Origin of the sequence: Falsibacillus albus (assembly GCF_003668575.1) — a bacterium.
GTDB lineage: Bacteria > Bacillota > Bacilli > Bacillales > DSM-25281 > Falsibacillus > Falsibacillus albus.
The window spans coordinates 1-18443 of the sequence record NZ_RCVZ01000013.1 but is presented as its reverse complement, the minus strand read 5'-3'; the positions used below and the strand labels follow the sequence as shown (position 1 = coordinate 18443).

Below are 18443 nucleotides of genomic sequence, written 5' to 3'. Positions count from 1 at the left end.
CCCTGTTTTGAAACACGAAATAGAAGTTAGAGTATTGTGATAATTCTTACTTATATTATAGTGGACGGGACTGCTGATTCAAAGTGAGAAGTGTTGATGGGAGGGATTTTTAAGCAAGAGAGCTAATCAAATCATAGGATAACAAAAGAAATTTGAATGAGGATCAAGTTCCCGTCTCTGTGAAGAAGCAAGCTGAAGGGTACGAGAAAGCGAATCTGATGCCCGACCCGAAGAAAAACCGAGCTGAGGGGAATCAGAAAGCAGATCTGATGCCCGTCGCGGAGAAAAACCGAGCTGAGGGGAATCAGAAAGCAGATCTGATGCCCGTCGCGGAGAAAAACCAAGGTGAAGGGAATCAGAAAGCGGATCTGATGCCCGTCGCGGAGAGAAACCAAGCTGAAGGGAATCAGAAAGCGGATCTGATGCCCGTCGCGGAGAAAAACCGAGCTGAAGGGAATCAGAAAGCGGATCTGATGCCCGTCGCGGAGAAAAACCGAGCTGAGGGGAATCAGAAAGCAGATCTGATGCCCGTCGCGGAGAGAAACCAAGCTGAAGGGAATCAGAAAGCGAATCTGATGCCCGACCCGAAGAAAAACCGAGCTGAGGGGAATCAGAAAGCGGATCTGATGCCCGTCGCGGAGAAAAACCGAGCTGAAGGGAATCAGAAAGCGGATCTGATGCCCGTCGCGGAGAAAAACCGAGCTGAGGGGAATCAGAAAGCAGATCTGATGCCCGTCGCGGAGAGAAACCAAGCTGAAGGGAATCAGAAAGCGAATCTGATGCCCGACCCGAAGAAAAACCGAGCTGAGGGGAATCAGAAAGCGGATCTGATGCCCGTCGCGGAGAAAAACCAAGCTGAAGGGAATCAGAAAGCGGATCTGATGCCCGTCGCGGAGAAAAACCAAGCTGAAGGGAATCAGATATCGGCTTTTATCCTAGCTGTTTGATTACATAAGAAAAAGGAAGAAATCCAATGACATAGGATTCCTTCCTTTTTGATTTGCCCTCAGTGAAAAATCAAGAAGCAGCAACAGTCTCCTCAGGTGCTTGCTCAGCCCGCTTTATGAAAAAGGAGAGGACCAAGCTGATGCCACCGATGATCATGATGGCAAAATAAGTATCACTGATTCCTTGGATCGACGCTTCCATGAGCATGTGGGCTTTCGTGCCGGTTGCCCCGCCCATGATCATATCCTGGAAGTGATCCTTGATTCGATTCGTCATGATCGTGACAAGGAGTGATGTCCCAATGGCACCCGCCACTTGCCTCGCCGTGTTCGAAATGGCGGTCCCATGCCCATGAAGGCTGGTCGGCAGTTGGTTCAGCCCCGCCGTTTGAAGCGGCATCAGAAATAATGCCATCCCGACTCGGCGGCCAGCGTACATCAAAATGAGATGGATATAGCTCGTTGAATCAGACAAATCGGTAAAAGTATACGTGGTTGCCATGATGATGATAATCCCGATGATCGACAGCCATTTCGCACCGAAACGGTCGAACAGTTTTCCGACAGCAGGGCTTAATAGACCCATCAATAAAGCTCCGGGCAGCATCAGGAACCCGGCCTCCAGCGCTGTGAATCCACGGGCTTTTTGAAGATACAACGGAAGCAGGATCATGTCTGCATACATGACCATCGTAATCACGCAATTGATGACCGTCGTCAACGAGAACATGTTGTATTTAAAGGCTCTCAGATCAAGGAACGGACGGTCGGAAACGAGCTGCCTCCACGTAAACACCGCAACGGCGACGACGCCCACAGAAAGGGTCGCGATGACCTCTAGATTTCCCCAGCCCTCATTTCCGGCTTCACTGAACCCATAAAGAAGGGAACCAAATCCGATCGTAGAAAGAATCAAACTGATCGTGTCCAACTTGCTTTCAGTCGTTTCTGAAACATTCTTGAGAAAAACAAATCCGCAAATAATGATGATCACAATAAAAGGTATCATTCCATAGAATAACGTTTGCCACGGGAACACATCGAGAACATATCCGGTCAGCGTCGGTCCGATGGCAGGCGCAAAAATGATTGCAAGGCCGACTGTGCCCATCGCCGTCCCTCTTCGTTCAGGAGGGAAGAGTTTCAACACCACGTTCATGAGCAGGGGCATCGTAATCCCTGTGGACGCTGCCTGGATCAAACGGCCTGTGAGCAATACAGAGAAATTTGGTGCCAGCGCGGAAACAACCGTACCGGCAAGGAAGATGAACATGGAACTTAGGAATAGCTGCCGTGTCGAGAATCGCTGCATCAAAAAGCCTGTCACTGGAATGAGCACACCATTGACCAGCATATACCCCGTTGTCAGCCATTGCCCGGTGGAAGCATCAATATGAAAAGCCTCCATCAACGTTGGAAGAGCAACGGTCATCGTCGTTTGATTAAAAATGGTAAAGAAGGCACCCAGAATCATAATGGTCATGATGGGTCCATTTTTTAGCATACTCGTATCTGTCGCTGCGCTTGCACTCAATACTGCCAACATCCTTCCCAAACAATTAATTTGGCTGTTTTCGCAAGTATCGTTGTTTGATAAGAATTTCTTATGAATTATTCATCAATTGGTGTTGATTGGAGCGGAAGGTGCGAGACTCCGGAGGGATTAGCGGGACAGGTGAGACCCCGCAGCGAAGCGAAGAGGCTCACCGCCCGCCCCTCGGAAAGCGAGCAACCTGCAGCGAAAATCAACATTGCTGGACCTTTGATGAATAACCACAAACTTTACGAATAGAGCCATTAAATTTACAATCTGTAGTATAATAAACAAATCATAAATTAAATTATAAAATCAATATTAGTTGTATTCAACAAACAGTAATGGAAGATTTGTCTATTAGTTTACATCAAAGGATTTTTTGTTGATTAATTAAAGAAAACTCAACAAAAATACCAAAATCGTGGATTAGTGTTTAGAAGGGAAAGAAGCAGATGACGAACAAAAAAAAGCAGACAGATCCTCGGATCATCCGCACACGCCAGCTGCTGAAGGATGCTTTTGTCGAGCTGCTGCAGGAAATGGATCTGGAGAAGTTATCCGTCAACCGTTTGACCGAAACGGCGACGATCAATCGGGTGACATTTTACCTTCATTATAAAGACATCTCAGATATGCTGGATAAGATGGCCGATGATATGATCCTTGATATTTCAAGCGTTTTGGGCGAGCCGGAAGCGAAGCTGAAACCAAATGATGAAGAGAATATGAAGATGCTTGAGAAGTTCCTTGAACACGTCGCGCTGAATGGGAAGTTTTATAAAACGGTGCTCGCGACCAGGAGGATCCCCATCTTTAAAGAGCGTCTATTAACCTTTTTGACTGACTGGCTCGTGACGCGAATCGAGAGCAGGGGAGATGACTCTTTCGTGCAAAAAGCCGGCATCCAACAGGAAATTTTCATCTGGTATGATGCCGCTGCGATCGTTGGAACGATTGAAGCGTGGCTCCGCAATGATATGCCCTATTCTCCGTCCTTCCTCGCCAGACAATTTTATCTGATCCATACAAGGGGATTTGAAAAACGATAAACCATTTTGAAAGGATTGACTTAACATGACAAAAGAAGAATTGGAATACAAAATGAACGAAGTGAAAGCAGATTATATCCGTATCCAGGGAGATGTGGAGAAGTTGGAATCCGTAGGCAGAAACACAGAAATCCAACAAAGAAATTTAGAAGAATTGGAACAGGAGCTTTCCCGCTTGCATAAGCAGCTTGCAGCGATTGACCAGGATTCATGAATATTGAGCTCTAAAGCAAAATAGGTATATAGAAAGACTGATGGTACAAGTTCCATTTTGTACTTAGCTCTCGATTGGGGCTGATTCTATGTATCGAAGGCGTGACAAGCATGTGAATATCGTCATTTTGGTGCTCATTTGCATCTTGATTTTTCACATTATCCGGATCCTCCTCCACGTGAAAATATATTTCGTATACAGCATGGGGATGGGCTATCTATTATTTCTGGGACTCATTTTCTTCCTTATAGTGTTCCTTATTTTCAAAAGGTGAATAATTGGGTACTTTTCTTTGATGGGAAGAGTACCTCTTTTGGTTCAACTTTCTTCAGCAAAGTAAGAGAATGGCGGAAAAAACAGAAAAACCAAATGCTACGCGTGGCTTTCAAAATTCAAATCCTATCACGGTGAAAATTTTTGCGTGAGATATAAAAATACAGCCATTCCATTACGAAACGGCTGTATTCCTTATTCAATATAAGCCCCAGTTAGTGGAATAAGCCTATTATTCACAACGACTACTAAATACTCTTTCAATATCTTCCCGCCTAATCCTCTTCACTAAAATCATATCGCTTGACCAAAAATATCCCCCATTTAAATACTCATCTGTTTGTTCATTTTTCTCAGGAGAGCGTAAGGATGCTTATACTATACGAGAATAGTAAGCTACATCGGTAACTCTGCCGAGTAAATTCGATTCAGGCAACACCGCTACCAAAGTAAATCCGAGTTTTTCAATTAACTTTTTTGAATTCATATTTTTATTATCTATAGTAGCAGATAGGCGTTTAAGGTTTAATGTGCTTTTACAATGCTCAATGACCGCGGAAACCGCTTCATACGCAAAACCGCATCCCCAATGCTCCCTCATGAAGCGATAACCAATTTCGCCAAGATAACCTTCTGCTATTTCTGGAATCATTACATCACCGATGAATTCATCAGTTTCTTTTAATGCGACAGTCCATTTTGTTTCAGTACGGTTCCTAACCATTTCTAACATTGAGTGTTCATCACGAGGGGGATTAATTCCAAGAAATTCTCTTACTTCATCATTGTTAAACATTTTAAGCATATTGGGAATGTCTTTTTCCGCTCTCGGACGTAAAATCAATCGTTCTGTGTGAATGTTCGGTGCTTCTTTTTTGGCCATGATTTATTCCAGCCTTTCGTACATCGATTATTTGGATTCCTTCTTCAAGCAACCGGCCCCGTTAGCTCAATAAGCAATAGGAGCACTCTCCTTCTTGAAGATTAGCCTCCGATTGTTGAATACTTTAAATAACTAACGCTCCTTTTTAGTGGAGAATCCTTCAAACAAAAGTCCACCAAGTGGTTTGTACACTCTATTTACAAAATCCACAAATGGTTGTTTATTGTTAGCTACATAGAACTCGTTTAGAGAATTGAAAAATTCATTGTAAATGCCTTCATCAAAAGATCGTAAAGCCCTAGTTAATCCTTTTCCTCTTCCAGACCAATGATTGTTCAATCTTAAAATGAAATCTGGAATTTCCAACGAAAGGTTATTTAACGTTATCAGAGCTTCTTCTCTGCTTTTCGCATCTTTAAAATCATCTAACAAATCTCCAATAAAGTACCTTGATGCTTTTATATATTCTTCAGTTAACGGAACGGGTCCACTTGAGACGTGTTGAAAAGCATTGTCTTTGACTTGTGAATATTTGATATTGTTTTTCAGAATTTTACCTTCGGAAATCATATTACCTAATATAGGTCTTCCTTTTTGTTTTTCTCGTTCGAATTCTATCAAATATGACTGATAGTTATGGATAAAAGCTTCAATTCTCCAATCATATAAAACAAAACTTTTTCTATAACCTTCCGAATTTGCATCAAAGATAATTATATCTAAATCGGAAGAAGGGGTTTCTTCGCCTCTGGAAGCACTCCCAGCCAATATAGCAAAATCACTATTTGGAAACTCTTCAATAACAAAGCATTTTGCAGCTTCAACTGCTGATTTTTTCATTTTTAAATCCCCCTTACACTCGTTTAACCTTGTCTTATTTAAAAGCAACAATCTTTACAAGAACCTATTTTGCAATGATAATTTTCGGCTCATAAATAGACAATACATCCAGGACTTCATCACCAGTTAAATACAAATGATGCTCGAGAGTGGGATGGGTGAAACTATTAATCAATGGATTTTTATCAAACCATTTGATGAATTCAGAATTACTGACCTTAAAAAAATACGATGATTCTGTACAAATGCGATTCGTTTCATCAACTTTTTTCCCATTCAAATCAAATCTCCCATATTCTGTTCCATACCTGTAGGCCCACACATAATATTCCACATCAGGAACTTCACTTGGTCGGTGTTGATCATAGATGAGATCAACTTGAGTATCGTATGCATCCACAATCGAAATCTTGAAATAATCATCGTGTCTGACAATCTCTTTAAATGCTGTTTGGGCAGGATTTCTTCCTTTAAGAGCTGTAGTTGGCTGCCAAATGTGCAATATATCCTCATGATAAACACTCATCGAATACTCCTCCGTCCCCCACTTCAAGTGTTCTCCCTCACTTTTTAATTAATAGTAGCATAAATTGGAAATCAGGTTATGAAAGAATACCAATCTCCTTTGTTTTTTTATTTAGCTAAATAAAAAAGGAATTAGTTGTAAGCAAATCGAAACTAATCCTGAAGATAAAACAGGATCAATCTCTAATGAAGCGGAATCATCTTGCCTGCTTTTTTAGGCAACAAATGTCGGACTGGACTTTTCTATTTCATTTAAAATTAATAGTGAAAGGAGGAAAGGTATATGGAATGGCTTATTAGAATGAATAATGCATTAGAATACATAGAGGATAGGTTAGATAAGAAAATCGATTATAAAGAATTAGCAAAAGCAGCCTACTGTTCAGAGTTTCATTTTTCAAGAATGTTTTCTTCAATAACTGGAGTTTCACTATCGGAATATATTAGACGCAGGCGATTGACGCTTGCTGCATTTGATTTGCAAAAGAGTGACATTCGAATTATTGAGATAGCCAATCGATATGGATATGAATCTGCTGATTCGTTTTCCCGTGCTTTTCAAAAAACCCATGGAATCAAACCATCTGAATGTCGTCATCAAAGGATACAATTAAAAGCCTATCCAAAGCTCTCTTTTCAATTGACGATAAAAGGAGATACAGAAATGGAATATAGGATTGAAAGTTTGGATTTTGAATTGAGAATTGTAGGTAGAAGCAATCCAGTAAAAACAAGTAGAGCCTTTAAAAAGATTCCAACCCTTTGGAGCAAAGCAAAAAAAGAAGGGGTTATGCAGGAACTGATAGATATGTCATGGGAAAATCCGAAATGCTCACTAGAAGGAATCTTAGGTGTATGCGGAAATCAAGCAGCCATCACTGATGAAGAATTCAATTACTTTATGGGAGTAAGGTATGATGGTGAGTTTCCAGCAGAAATGGAAGAGCTTATTATTCCACCAAGTACATGGGCGGTTTTCCCGAATATTGTGGATGCATGGAAACGTTTATATGCAGAATGGGTCCCAACATCCGGCTATGAACTTGCTGACTTACCGTGTATTGAATGTTATTATGCACCAGGGCGCAAACCCCGTCATGAATTGTGGGTTCCCATTATTCCTGTATAGGAAAGGAGAAACGCGTGGCGGGTTCTTGTGTTTCTTTTCTACACTACCCGATCCTTCCTGTTTTGCAGGAAGGATCGGGTAGTGTATTCTCAATTTTTTTACATAATAATATTACAAGGAAATAGGTTGATTTTTTTGTGAAAGGAAGAATATGAGCGAAATTAAATTAAGAAATATTATGAAACGATTGCATAGTTCTGAACCTGAGAAGCGGACTTGGTTGTGGATTGGTTTTGGTGCCCGTCTGCCGGTGTAAAACCTCCGGGGGAGCAGGCACCGTTTTACTAAGAGTAGTGAACGGACATTTCTGCACGTCCAATCTGTAACAAATATTGCCTCATTCAATGGGGGACATTTCCTTTATTCTGCTTTTCTTCAGATAAATAACATAAATACAAAATGACACTATGAATAATATTGCACCTACCCAACCAGCAGCCTTGGCTTGTTCAATCGTAATACTCTCATTAGAGGATGAACCGCGGTTAAAGAAATTTGTCAGTTGTGCAATTTGATTATTAATTGTATGAAACAAGATAGGGATAATTAATGATTTATATTTAAGGAATAGAACGGATAAAACGATACTCCCTACAAAAAGGTCAAGAAATTGTGAGGAAAAATGCAAAACTGAAAGGGTGAACGAAGAGAGAATGATCGCCCGTTTTACTCCCCATCGAACACCCCAACTTTGCAGCAGGATTCCGCGAAAAAAGAGTTCTTCTATTATCGGTGCAAGTACAATTGCTTGAAATGCCAAAAAGAAAAAATTTGTTAAAGGTTCAACAGTATTTGTGTCTGATGCAAAACTTGAAAGATATTGTGGACTGTAATACACAATATATAGTAAGACAGAAGCTAGAAGTGATATGTTAATGACTTTAGTAAGAATGGTTAGTCCGATAACTTCTATCCAGTTGATTTTTTTTGCCTTCAAGACAAATAGATTTTTAAAGCTAATTGACTTTTGTTGGGTCACTCTGTAGCACAATAAAAAAACGTAAAAGTATGTGAATGTGGAAACTGTATATTTAAACGTAAATGAAGTAAATCCAAAAAAGCCACTTATTGCTCTCAATAGAACAAAGATGGAGATAAAACCGATAAAAATCCAAACTAATAGGTACCTGAATTTAACGTTCTGAAAAGACGATACTTTCGAATCAATATTTTCAATTTTTGCTTGATTAAGTCCTAACACAGTTTATCCTCCAATAGTTTATGGAACGACAGCAAATATTTATTGGCTATACATATTTTACCATGAATTTGAATGACAAAATAAAAAGTTAATGGATTGAAGAATATCACGTCCCAGCAGTGATCCAAAAGAAGAGTGATAGAATTGAGGAGGGTGTTTGAAGTGCTTAACGTAGAAATCAGAAGACCAAGAGTTGAAGACAAAAAAGAAGTGAATTCATTTTTTAAAACCGTGATTACAGACACGTTCATTAATGAAGGAATCGCCGAGATGGTGGATGATCTTCATGCTGAAATTGAAGCGAAGGAAAAGTATTTGGACAGTGATTTCGAAAACAATGGTGAGAAGCGATATTTCTTGATTGCTTTAGATGGTGATCGAATCATTGGTTCCATTGAATATGGTCCTTCAAGTGATCTCATTTGCACGTGCACCAACAATTCCTTCAAAGAGCTGATGGAATTGGGAACCGTATTTGTTCATCCCGACTTTCAGCGAATGGGTGTGGGGAACCTGCTATTGAACGCCATGTATCATGCTTTACAAAATAAAGGCATCGAAGAGCTATGCTTGGATAGTGGATATGCCCGGGCACAGAAGATCTGGAAAAAGAAATTTGGCGAACCTGCTTATTGGTTAAAGGATTATTGGGGCGAAGGATACGACCATATGATATGGCGGATCAAAAGCAGCGATTTGGCATCTTCTTCTAAAAGTAAGTAGTTCCGATAACGTGGAGAAAACTTAAATTCGCAGCCTAAATAACAAGGGAATTAACATTACAATTAACACACCACAAAAGCTTGGGAGTTCCCAAACTTTTGTTATTAAATGTGCTGCTCTTATTCAATTAACTCACCTGTTAGCTAAAGTACAATGCTTCACAAACTTTTCTTGGCACTCAATTTTTTCTTCTTCTCATTAAAAAAAGAGTTGTCTCAATGAAAATTGAGCAACTCTTTTTCGCTTCGTGCTATTTATAATGAAAGTGATTCTTTCCATTTATGATAAAACGAACTAATTGTATTAAACCGATTTGAAGGATTATTTTCCAATGCTTTGATACATATGTTATAAAGAATTCTTGATGCTTCCCACTTTTCGAAGCTTTTATCACTTCTTCCGCCAATAAAAGCAAAGGCTAATCCTGCTAAAGTATATACATTAGTAGCACTGGTGATTGCAGCATTCAATTGATATTCTTCTGGTGCTTTATAGCGACTCGAACCCCAAAAATCCTCACCAATATCATTAAAAAGAGGTCCTTTTCTAAAAAAATCTATATCGCAAATGTGTAGTTCACCATTATTAAAATCGTATAGTATGCTACCATCATAAAAATCAACCATAACATATCCTTTGGCTTCAACGAATGTGGCAAATTCATATATTTGAGTCAATAAAGAAATACGTTCTTGTAAAGGTAAATTTCTCAGTTTAACAAACGGGGAATCAGGTGAATTATACTTTTCAAAAGGAGTAAAATCCCAGTGATTATGCATACATTCTCCATCCACCCATTTAAATTTCAATCCATAACCTCGCTCTGTCTGAAATGCCGTTAAGAAAGGAGTCAGGTGTGGGTGAGCAATATGTCGATAGACTTCTTCTGCTTCTTTTAAGCGTTGAATCGCTGCTTGTATCTCACCCGTATATTCGAGGTTTCTTGCACCAGCATACTTTACGAAATATCGTTCATTATTCTCTTGTATTCCAAAACTGATGTTTCCTGAATCTTGTTGATTAAAAATCGAAAATACTTCTACTTCATTTAGCCAATCGAATTTATGATATTCTTTTAGTTCTAATGATGTTTTATTTTTACCAATGAATACTTGTATCAAATTATACCCCTTCTATTAAGTGTCCGTAGTTTATAGAGGAATGATACGCCACTCAAATGTAATATACCTCTATGTAGTATTTTGAATTTTTCATATGACATCACACCTTTCATATTCACGATAAATTCTACTCTTCCACCATGATGATTTCTTCACAAGGAAAAGAAAATCCTTCTTCAACTAATCTGCCCTTAATGAAGAACTGAATTTTCATAATCGCAGGCGGAAGCCGGGCATCCTGCATAAGAGATAAACCTTCCACAAACTTTGAAAATTACCAGCAACCTTCACGAAAAGGTCTTTTGTTTTTGATGTTTCTCTTGAGAAACTCACCTCACTTTGAAATAATTGGTAATATCTTATTCCTGCATCCTAGGCACAAAAGTATATATAGAAGGTAGTGTAGATCATGAGAAAAATTTCAAATGTTAGTATACTAGCAATCTTAATCATATTGCTGGGAGCTTGTTCGAAGCCCCCTGATGAACGTGTTGAACAACCCGATGCTTCTGGCGCCTCCATGACAGACAGCACAGAAGAAAATGATGCAGAAAACCAATCATCCGAAAGTGATACCAAGACTGAAAAAGGAAAGCAGAATCGGACAGAAGACTTTGACATAGAGGAATATTTGAATGAAAATTACCAGATTGAAAACACTCATTATCAAACGGACTCTTGGGAAAATGAAGACACGGGAAGGACAAACTATACAGTAAACATTCTCCCGGAAACGAAAGAGTATAGCCAAGAAATCGATAATATGTTTCGAAATGGTTATAAAAAGGTTTATAAAGAAACGGAAGCCATTTCGGAAACGGCTAAACAAATCATGGATGAACTCCCTAAAATCAACCCTAAGATACATATCGATTCGATCAATTGGGTATCAACTGATCGTGATTTCTCTGTGACCTTAATACAAGATTATGAAAATAGTGACTCAAATTCAGGAAAGAAAGAAAAGACAAATACGCTATCACAATATTCCGCCGCGCAAATTGAATACGCCCGTGTATGGCTGCAGCTAGGACCCAATCAAGAGCTCGATGAATTGAATGTTTGGCATATGAAAGCGGGGAAGCCACTCAACCCGGATGATGAAACAAGTGCTGTCTACCCGGAAGATGTCATCCAGTTAGCCGGTTCCCGTCTGGTCGATGGTTCAGTGACATATAGCGGCAATGGAGATGGGACAATAAATGTATACAACGTTCCTTTACGTTGGGATGGCAAATACCCTGCAGGCAAAGAGTTCTACACAGATATTATTAAAAATACGAAACTAGTGTATGTTGATCCAGGTGACGATGAAAAAATCATTAAATTAATCAAATTGCTGAATATTCATGAATAAACTGACGAATGGCTATTTTGTTTAGATATATGTTTTAAAAAGGTAAAGATTTTTAATTTGCTTGTCTGATTTTCATCTTATTGTGTTGATTGGAGCGGAAGGTGCGAGACTCCAGGGGGGGGGGAAGCGGGACAGGGGAGACCCCGCAGCGGAGCGAGGAGAGGTAAGGCGGATGTACGATTAAGTCTGGCACGTCCTGTACCAACATCGAACGACCTCACTTCGTGTGAGGTCCCCTGGAAAGCGAGCATCCTTCCGCGGAAATCCACCTTGCACAACCTTGATAATTAGCAACAATCTTACGAAAAGAACCGTTATTTTTTGGACACAAAAGTGGATAGTTCCACAAGAAGGGGATTTTTTACTGTATATCGAATAAAAGTATATAGAAAAATTTGGAGGTAACCATGAACCCTATTCTAAATCAAATCGGTACTGTGTTTATTCCTGTGAGCAACATTGAAGAAGCCCGCAATTGGTATTGTGACATATTAGGTTTGCCAGCAGATGGTGAAATCTTATTCGGTCATTTATATATCGTCCCCATGAACGGGACGGGAATCGTATTGGACAGCAAGATTTATTCAGAGGACCATATATTCAAAGCCCCGCCGTTTCATTTGAATACGAACAACATTGAACAAGCATATGAGTATATGAAAAGTAAAAATGTAGAACTGACAACTGAAATCGAACATAACCATTGGTTCAACTTCAAGGATCCTGATGGCAACCATTTGATGATTTGCCAGTGTTAACTTAAACCAAAGAGGTGCATGCTGCACCTCTTTGGTTTGTAAAGGAGGATACGGGAACGTAGCAAGGCAGTACAAAAAATTGTGCTTACTAGTTAGCTTACTGTGTTTACTAGCTGGCTGCAGCCATACAAAAAGCTTACAAGATACATTCAAAAGACATCATTCGAAAAGTGAAATCATTAAGGTTTTGAAGGTTAACGACGAAGATATTGTTTTATATCTATCTGATAAAAACTATAAGATTAGCGCGGCAGAATACAGCAAAGTGAATAACCAATGGAAGATGGTAAGTGATGTTTCGGAAAATAACACTGGAAAATTATCATTTGGATTTACGCATAAAGGACAAAAAAATGAAGTGCTTTTTGGTCAAATAAATGACCCGAGAATTAAAAAGGTCCAATTAAAAAAAGGAGGAAGGAACAACGTTTAAAGCCAAAATTTTAAAGCAAAATGGAGGGTCTTATTGGTATGTCATTTGGACATATGGAAAAGCAAATTTAATTGGACTTAATGAAGATGGCGAACCAATTTTTTATGTTCGTTTGGAAACATAAAAAAATTTGAAATGCATTTCACAAAGAACTAGGAAAAACTTAAAACGACGTAAAAGCGGAGAATAAGTGTTGGTCATGTTGAGAGGGGAAAAGCATAGATAGAAGTTCGTCACCGTCAATGTTGTTATCTGCTGACGATCAACTTCCAGCTCGATTTTCGAGGTTGAATACTCGTTTGTCGATATTGGTTATTCTGGTGTTCAAATAATGAAAATCGGTTTCAGCGTTTTGTTTGCTCACTTTTAACATGGCTATGACATCATCTGTTTGTGATGCTTCAATCCTATTGACTGTTTGCTTAATATGTTTGACATCTTTTTGTGTATTTGATAGATCATGGCTCAATTTCTTTACATCAGCCTGAGTTTCACTAAGCTTATTTCCAAACTCATCCATTTTGGTTTGGAGTTCGACTAACATCCCGATAATTTGCTTCTCCATTTATCTCACCTCCTTTTTAATATTATAAAACATCCACATTGATCGTACTACCCATGGAAGGCAAATAGAGAGTCTGAATGCCTTTCGGCGGGTTGCCGTGCGGGAAAAAAAGGATGATTTATTTTTTTCTGTTTTTTCTAAATGCAATCCATACTATTAAAATAGAAAATAAACATAGAATTACTTTTCCCTTCCAATTCCAGACCAGTACTTGCTGAATAGAATAGGCTTCTATCACAAGGGCAGGTATTTTTCCGATTGTGCTGGCAGCAGAAAAGTTCATCATGCCTACCTTGCTAATTGCACCAGCCAATGTAACAAGACCCGATGGAATAAATGGAAATATTCTGAGGGCAATAATCATAAAAAATGCTTTGATGCCTTTTGATTTCGTTAATTCGGTTATATATTTGTTTTTTATTTTTGGAGTATCCAAAAGTTTCTTCATGCCTTTTCGATACAAATAAAAGCTGACGATTGCCCCAAGTGCTTCTCCTAAAATGGAAATGATCAATCCATTTTCAAAACCAAAGAGCTTGATATTGGCGGCAGTGATGAAAAAACTTGGTACAACACCTAATACGCTAATCATAATATTCAATATCACGCTGAACACAATTGCATAATCATCCAACGCCTTCAATAAATCTATGAGGTACGATTCCAACTGCTTTCTCTCCTTAAAGCTCTAATCCTTGTACATTCCTTCACAACTCTTCATTGATTTTATCATAGAATGACAAATTCCTATTTGGTTTATGCTGCATCAATATCACATTGACAATAGTTAAGAAAATTTGAAATAATTTGTATAAATAAGGAAAAATTTTCATTTGTACGAAAGAGAGGGAAATCGTATGGCGGACATCATTATTCTCAATGGCGGATCAAGCTCTGGGAAAACGACGCTCGCAAAATGTCTTCAAAATACATTGCCAACGCCATGGCTAAGGTTCAGCATCGACGATTTGGTAGACGCGATGCCTGATGCAATGTTTTCATCAAACAGCGGCATACAATTCGGCGAAGATGGATCAGTTAGTCCAGGAACAGAATTTCGCACATTGGAAACTGCATGGATGCAAGGAATCGGTGAGATGGCCAGAAGGGGGGCCAGTGTCATTGTTGACGATGTCTTCCTTAGAGGAGTCGAAAGCTGCAACCGCTGGAAAGCCAACTTGGAAGGGCTGCAGGTACTGTGGGTCGGTGTCTACTGTGATCCCGTCGTGGCATCCGCCCGTGAACGCGAACGCGGAGACCGCAATGAAGGAATGGCCGCATCACAAGCCACTATCGTTCATGAGGGTATGCACTATGACTTGAAAGTCGATACAACCAAGGCATCGACAGAAGAATGTGTACGGATGATAATAGAAAAAATCATTTTGTGAGAGCCAGTGGGTGTGAATAGGGATACAGTGGTGACTTGTAAATATTTCTTCATTTGATATTGATTGGAGCGAATATCAATCAAAAAAGTTATTTTAGGAATGGTCATTTTACTTATTTTTTTCTTTGCTTTTGAATATCAAAAACCAGTAATGACAACGGGGGGAGCAGTAAAACAAGCGATTGTCTGTGTGAATAACCCCCAAAACGAATCGGGATAAAGCCCATTAACAATACTTTAAACGACCTCCAAAGGGTGGATACACGGATTGAAAAGAAGAATGGTTTACTAAATCAATTGACCAATCAAAGAGAACTAAGGGTTACATTGTTTTTTAAAGGGGAAGAGCCTACAGTCAAAATGAATGCGTATAGTGGAAAATGTATTGATGTATCGGGTCCATTAAATTAACTTATGGCAGACAAAAAAGCTTGAGAAATTTCCCAAGCTTTTTTGTGTGCGAATAAAATGTTAAATCGCAAATGGTTCATATGATTTAATCAAATAACGTTCGATAAACTCTGCCAACCCATCATTTTCGTGGTGCCCTGTAATAAAATCAGCGACTGCCTTCACCTGATCGCCGGCGTTCCCCATGGCGACACCAGTGCCGATGTTGCGCAGCATTTCGATATCATTTGGCCCGTCGCCAATCGCTGCCGCTTCCTTTGGACTAATTCCATGTTCCTCAAGCAAGCTTTTGATCGCAGACCATTTGGAAACCTTCGGAGCCAATATTTCAAATCCGTCATTCCAATCGATCACTTCAGCTTCCTGATGAAACATAGCGGATAATTCAAGACTTGGTGTACCTGTTCGAACACTATATTTCAAAACATCTTGATAGGCTGCCTTTCTTAAATCTCCAATATACCGCGGCGGAATTTTTCCGACTTTTGTCCAGTAATCTATTTCTTCATTCGTTTCCTTACAATAAAGCCCATCCGAAGTATGAACAATCACGTTGCAAGGATGTTCAGCTGTCAGATGATGAAATCGCTCATCGTCCAATCGGACCGTTTTCATTTGCGTAGCTTTTCCTGTCTCTGCATCGTGAATCGAGGCGCCATTCAAACAGATCATCGGCGTCCGCAATCCGATTTGTTTATGGTAGGGAGCGGTCACTTCATAGTGTCTGCCAGTGGCTAGAAACACCTGGACCCCCTGTTCAACGAGCCTATTAATGGCTTCGATATTTCTTTGGGAAATTTCGTTTGAGGCTTTTAACAATGTACCATCCATATCAATAAATACTGCACGCACATTCATGTATCCTACCTCCTCTTTCGCTGTTGACCCCATCCTAACAGGTGAATGTTAAAGATTAGTAAACTCAGTGTATAGATTGAGTGTTTTTTTGGAGAAAGGGAAATAAAGGATTTATGAAGAATAATTAAATAGTTGGAAGAGATATGCTGCATCGCTCTTTCTGGTGGGCGAGGATACCATCACTGACTGGATGAAGAAGCAAGCATGAATAATAATTTCAGGAGACCTTTTATGTTCGAAAATATAAATTACTTGCGAGCGGGAAATGAAAAACAAAATCAGGCGTACAAGGCGATTACAAATTTAGGGATCATGGAAAGCTTGCGGGAGTATCACCCCACACTTTGCGGAACACTTCCGATTGGAATTGATGTAGCCGGTTCTGATTTGGATATAATTATGGAGGTTCACGATTTACAGGAGTTTGAGAAAAAGGTAAATGAATTGTACGGGGGCAAAGAAAGCTATATTGTAAAAAAGCTGGTGATCAGGGAACGCCCGGTCGTTAAAGCCAATTTTAATTTCGATGGTTTCGAATTCGAATTGTTTGCCCAACCCCAGCCTGTAAAAGAACAATATGCTTATCTCCATATGATCATTGAAAACTCGATATTGCATCAGTTTCCAGGGAGTCGAGAAAAAGTAATCGCCTTGAAGAAACAAGGAGTGAAAACAGAGCCTGCTTTTTGCGTGGTTTTACAATTAGAAGGAATCGATCCCTATGAGAGTCTGATCGAATACGGTAAACGCATGGGGATGATTTAAGGAATCAACCATACTCCAGCAGCGTGTCCGCTAGTGTTAAACAACAAAAGAAGCAGCATCACCTTGGTGAACCTAGGTGGTTGCTGCTTCACGACTATTCAGGGATATCGGCATTCGTTTCAAAATCGGCTGCAGGATCCAATCCTAATGATTCACGGAGACGATCGCTGACATCTTGTAAGCTTTTCATTTCTGGAATAAAATAATCGGTTTTGCCGATCCGTTGATTTTGTCCATCAATGGTCAAGGTGGTGATGGAGGATTCCTTCATTGACGAGAATTGCTTTTCTAAGTCATAGATTTCCTTCGCATTCAAGTTGGTATCTACATGTTTCCCTAGAATGTCCGAGATTTCACCAACTTTAAAAAGACTTCCTGCAGAGAGGACTTGACCGCCGGCGGCTTTTAAGAATTGTCTTTGTCTTTCCTCCCTAGAGTAGGAGACGTTGACCGCCCTCTTTCTCATCCGAACAAAGGCGAGTGCTTCTTCCCCATCCAAATGGGCTTGTCCTGCTTTGAAATAAATTTTCTTATCATTATCATAAATATTCCTTTCCCAGAACCCTTTTTTAATATCGATATCCACTCCGCCAAGTGTATCAACAATGTCTCTGAATCCATCAAATCCGACGGAAACAAATTTATCAATCGGCACATTCAAAAGCTTTTCTACGGTTTCGATCTGGAGTTTGTCTTCTCCATAATGCGTTAATGATCCGTATGTATAAGCGGAATTGATCTTATGAACCCCGGTCCATTCACCTGCATGTTCAATGTTCACTCTTGAATCGCGCGGAATGGTGACCATTGTCATTTTCTTCTTCTTTGGATCCATCGTCACTAAGATTTCGGTATCCGCTCTGCCGTCTCTGCCATTCGTGGAATATGTTTCAACTCCCAAAAGCAAAATGGAAATCGGATCTTGTGCCGTATCAACGGCTTTCTCCCGAAATTCTGATTTGTTCCCTTGTCTTTTTAAATCAACCTGTGACTCGTTGATGGCCTGCATGGCATTATAGTATACATACACACCATACCCAACAATCGCGAGAAAGATTATCGTGAGTATGAATAAAATTCTTTTTAGCCATCGTCTCTTTTTTCGCTGTTTTCTTTTTCTGTCATGTCTGGAATCTACCAATCTAGTTACCCCTCTTTTTTAGAGTCTTTAAATTAGACGATTTACCTATACATTAAGTTTCACTTTAAGGGAATATTGTGGCGAAAATAATCGAAATTTTGAACCTGGTGCCCGTCGCGGAGAAAAATCGAGTTGAAGGGAATCAGAAAGCGGATCTGATGCCTGTCGCGGAGAAAAATCGAGCTGAAGGGAATCAGAAAGGGAACCAGGTGCCCGTCGTGGAGAAAAATCGAGTTGAAGGGAATCAGAAAGTGAATCTGATGCCCGTCGCAGAGAAAAATCGAGTTGAAGGGAATCAGAAAGCGGATCTGATGCCCGTCGTG

The 18443-nt window shown here is 39.8% G+C and carries 20 protein-coding genes and 1 pseudogene; 10 read left to right on the top strand and 11 right to left on the bottom strand.

What is annotated here, in order from left to right; genetic code table 11:
- Window positions 1-152: 152 nt before the first annotated feature.
- On the top strand, window positions 153-947 hold the full coding sequence (locus tag D9X91_RS16555) for a hypothetical protein (protein WP_121681766.1): 795 nt from the start codon (window positions 153-155) through the stop codon (window positions 945-947).
- A gap of 70 nt (window positions 948-1017) precedes the next feature.
- Here D9X91_RS16555 and D9X91_RS16550 read toward each other — a convergent pair whose 3' ends face one another.
- Window positions 1018-2481: a DHA2 family efflux MFS transporter permease subunit gene (locus D9X91_RS16550; RefSeq protein ID WP_407644204.1), complete on the bottom strand. Its 1464-nt coding sequence runs from the start codon at window positions 2479-2481 to the stop codon at window positions 1018-1020.
- Between the two features lie 455 nt (window positions 2482-2936).
- Here D9X91_RS16550 and D9X91_RS16545 point away from each other — a divergent pair, with 455 nt between their 5' ends.
- Together D9X91_RS16545 and D9X91_RS16540 are read left to right on the top strand one after the other, a co-directional pair.
- The gene (locus D9X91_RS16545; RefSeq protein WP_121681764.1) at window positions 2937-3533 is read left to right on the top strand and encodes a TetR/AcrR family transcriptional regulator; all 597 of its coding nucleotides are present in this window, start codon (window positions 2937-2939) and stop codon (window positions 3531-3533) included.
- A 25-nt stretch (window positions 3534-3558) separates the two neighbouring features.
- On the top strand, window positions 3559-3747 hold the full coding sequence (locus D9X91_RS16540; RefSeq protein ID WP_121681763.1) for an SE1832 family protein: 189 nt from the start codon (window positions 3559-3561) through the stop codon (window positions 3745-3747).
- 10 nt (window positions 3748-3757) lie between these two features.
- Here the strand turns inward: D9X91_RS16540 and D9X91_RS22580 are convergent, their stop codons facing one another.
- The 4 genes from D9X91_RS22580 to D9X91_RS16520 all read right to left on the bottom strand — a co-directional run bounded on the left by D9X91_RS22580 (window position 3758) and on the right by D9X91_RS16520 (window position 6269).
- Window positions 3758-3904, bottom strand: coding sequence for a hypothetical protein (locus tag D9X91_RS22580; RefSeq protein ID WP_158598347.1), 147 nt, complete (start codon window positions 3902-3904; stop codon window positions 3758-3760).
- Between the two features lie 489 nt (window positions 3905-4393).
- Entirely contained in the window at window positions 4394-4903 is a 510-nt protein-coding gene (locus D9X91_RS16530) for a GNAT family N-acetyltransferase (RefSeq protein WP_121681761.1), read from the bottom strand.
- Window positions 4904-5035: 132 nt separating this feature from the next.
- Window positions 5036-5743: a nucleotidyltransferase domain-containing protein gene (locus D9X91_RS16525; protein WP_121681760.1), complete on the bottom strand. Its 708-nt coding sequence runs from the start codon at window positions 5741-5743 to the stop codon at window positions 5036-5038.
- A 64-nt stretch (window positions 5744-5807) separates the two neighbouring features.
- Entirely contained in the window at window positions 5808-6269 is a 462-nt protein-coding gene (locus tag D9X91_RS16520) for a hypothetical protein (RefSeq protein WP_121681759.1), read from the bottom strand.
- Between the two features lie 282 nt (window positions 6270-6551).
- Between D9X91_RS16520 and D9X91_RS16515 the strand changes: the two genes are divergently transcribed.
- Entirely contained in the window at window positions 6552-7397 is an 846-nt protein-coding gene (locus tag D9X91_RS16515; RefSeq protein WP_121681758.1) for an AraC family transcriptional regulator, read from the top strand.
- A gap of 337 nt (window positions 7398-7734) precedes the next feature.
- On the opposite strand, the gene D9X91_RS16510 is transcribed toward D9X91_RS16515, so the two are convergent.
- Entirely contained in the window at window positions 7735-8598 is an 864-nt protein-coding gene (locus D9X91_RS16510) for a CPBP family intramembrane glutamic endopeptidase (RefSeq protein ID WP_121681757.1), read from the bottom strand.
- Between the two features lie 162 nt (window positions 8599-8760).
- Between D9X91_RS16510 and D9X91_RS16505 the strand changes: the two genes are divergently transcribed.
- A complete protein-coding gene (locus D9X91_RS16505) occupies window positions 8761-9321 on the top strand; it encodes a GNAT family N-acetyltransferase (protein WP_121681756.1) in 561 nt (186 codons plus the stop codon).
- A gap of 254 nt (window positions 9322-9575) precedes the next feature.
- Here D9X91_RS16505 and D9X91_RS16500 read toward each other — a convergent pair whose 3' ends face one another.
- The gene (locus D9X91_RS16500) at window positions 9576-10442 is read right to left on the bottom strand and encodes a serine/threonine protein kinase (protein ID WP_121681755.1); all 867 of its coding nucleotides are present in this window, start codon (window positions 10440-10442) and stop codon (window positions 9576-9578) included.
- Between the two features lie 940 nt (window positions 10443-11382).
- Here D9X91_RS16500 and D9X91_RS16495 point away from each other — a divergent pair.
- Together D9X91_RS16495 and D9X91_RS16490 are read left to right on the top strand one after the other, a co-directional pair.
- Window positions 11383-11799 (top strand): annotated as a pseudogene (locus D9X91_RS16495) (hypothetical protein); the annotation flags it as partial.
- A gap of 407 nt (window positions 11800-12206) precedes the next feature.
- Window positions 12207-12557, top strand: a complete 351-nt coding sequence (locus D9X91_RS16490) for a VOC family protein (protein ID WP_121681754.1) — start codon at window positions 12207-12209, stop codon at window positions 12555-12557.
- A 695-nt stretch (window positions 12558-13252) separates the two neighbouring features.
- Here D9X91_RS16490 and D9X91_RS16480 read toward each other — a convergent pair.
- The gene (locus tag D9X91_RS16480; RefSeq protein ID WP_121681752.1) at window positions 13253-13555 is read right to left on the bottom strand and encodes a hypothetical protein; all 303 of its coding nucleotides are present in this window, start codon (window positions 13553-13555) and stop codon (window positions 13253-13255) included.
- A gap of 118 nt (window positions 13556-13673) precedes the next feature.
- Window positions 13674-14222 carry a TVP38/TMEM64 family protein gene (locus D9X91_RS16475; RefSeq protein WP_233569827.1) on the bottom strand — a complete coding sequence of 183 codons (549 nt, stop codon included), beginning with the start codon at window positions 14220-14222 and terminating at the stop codon, window positions 13674-13676.
- A gap of 190 nt (window positions 14223-14412) precedes the next feature.
- Here D9X91_RS16475 and D9X91_RS16470 point away from each other — a divergent pair, with 190 nt between their 5' ends.
- Window positions 14413-14946 (top strand): chloramphenicol phosphotransferase CPT family protein, encoded by a 534-nt coding sequence (locus tag D9X91_RS16470; protein ID WP_199738131.1) that lies wholly within the window; start codon window positions 14413-14415, stop codon window positions 14944-14946.
- A 470-nt stretch (window positions 14947-15416) separates the two neighbouring features.
- Here the strand turns inward: D9X91_RS16470 and D9X91_RS16465 are convergent, their stop codons facing one another.
- Entirely contained in the window at window positions 15417-16214 is a 798-nt protein-coding gene (locus D9X91_RS16465) for an HAD family hydrolase (protein WP_121681751.1), read from the bottom strand.
- 231 nt (window positions 16215-16445) lie between these two features.
- Here D9X91_RS16465 and D9X91_RS16460 point away from each other — a divergent pair, with 231 nt between their 5' ends.
- Complete coding sequence (locus D9X91_RS16460) at window positions 16446-16979, top strand: DUF4269 domain-containing protein (protein WP_121681750.1); 534 nt, start codon at window positions 16446-16448, stop codon at window positions 16977-16979.
- A 94-nt stretch (window positions 16980-17073) separates the two neighbouring features.
- Here D9X91_RS16460 and D9X91_RS16455 read toward each other — a convergent pair whose 3' ends face one another.
- Window positions 17074-18120 (bottom strand): LCP family protein, encoded by a 1047-nt coding sequence (locus tag D9X91_RS16455; protein ID WP_121681749.1) that lies wholly within the window; start codon window positions 18118-18120, stop codon window positions 17074-17076.
- Window positions 18121-18197: 77 nt separating this feature from the next.
- Between D9X91_RS16455 and D9X91_RS16450 the strand changes: the two genes are divergently transcribed.
- On the top strand, window positions 18198-18443 hold a 246-nt coding region (locus D9X91_RS16450; protein ID WP_148709083.1), incomplete at its 3' end, for a hypothetical protein.